At 55.3% G+C, this 329-nt stretch carries 1 protein-coding gene; it reads left to right on the top strand.

Translation table 11 applies throughout. From position 1 onward, the window contains the following. The coding region (locus AC1RPR_RS08620) for a hypothetical protein (protein ID WP_481763537.1) at positions 1-326 on the top strand (326 nt) is incomplete at its 5' end. Positions 327-329: the final 3 nt, after the last annotated feature.

The raw sequence follows: 329 nt of genomic DNA, 5'->3' as shown, positions 1-329 counted from the left end.
GGTATAGGGTGCTCAGAGAAATAGAGCCGGACATCCAAGCTCACTGGAATGAACTCATCAACGCACCTAAGCTACCGGCCGCTGTGGATTTGGTGCTGCACCACGTCGTTGGTACCGATGATTCACGCAGCATCGAATTCTCGAAGCCGGGACTGGCGACTGTGAAGCTGGGTGCTGATATTCCGGTGCGCGCCTCATCCTCCATGATTGAGGGAATGACGGCTAGTGTCTGTATCGACGGCGCGTGGCGCAGTATTGGTGATATCACGGACCTGAAACTGAAGCATGCGCCACAGCAACATACGCAGCTCGGCGTGAAGGGATAGATG

The sequence above is a fragment of the Dellaglioa sp. CoH-57-MRSF-22 genome (assembly GCF_056781895.1).
This window is presented reverse-complemented; position numbering and strand designations above follow the sequence as displayed.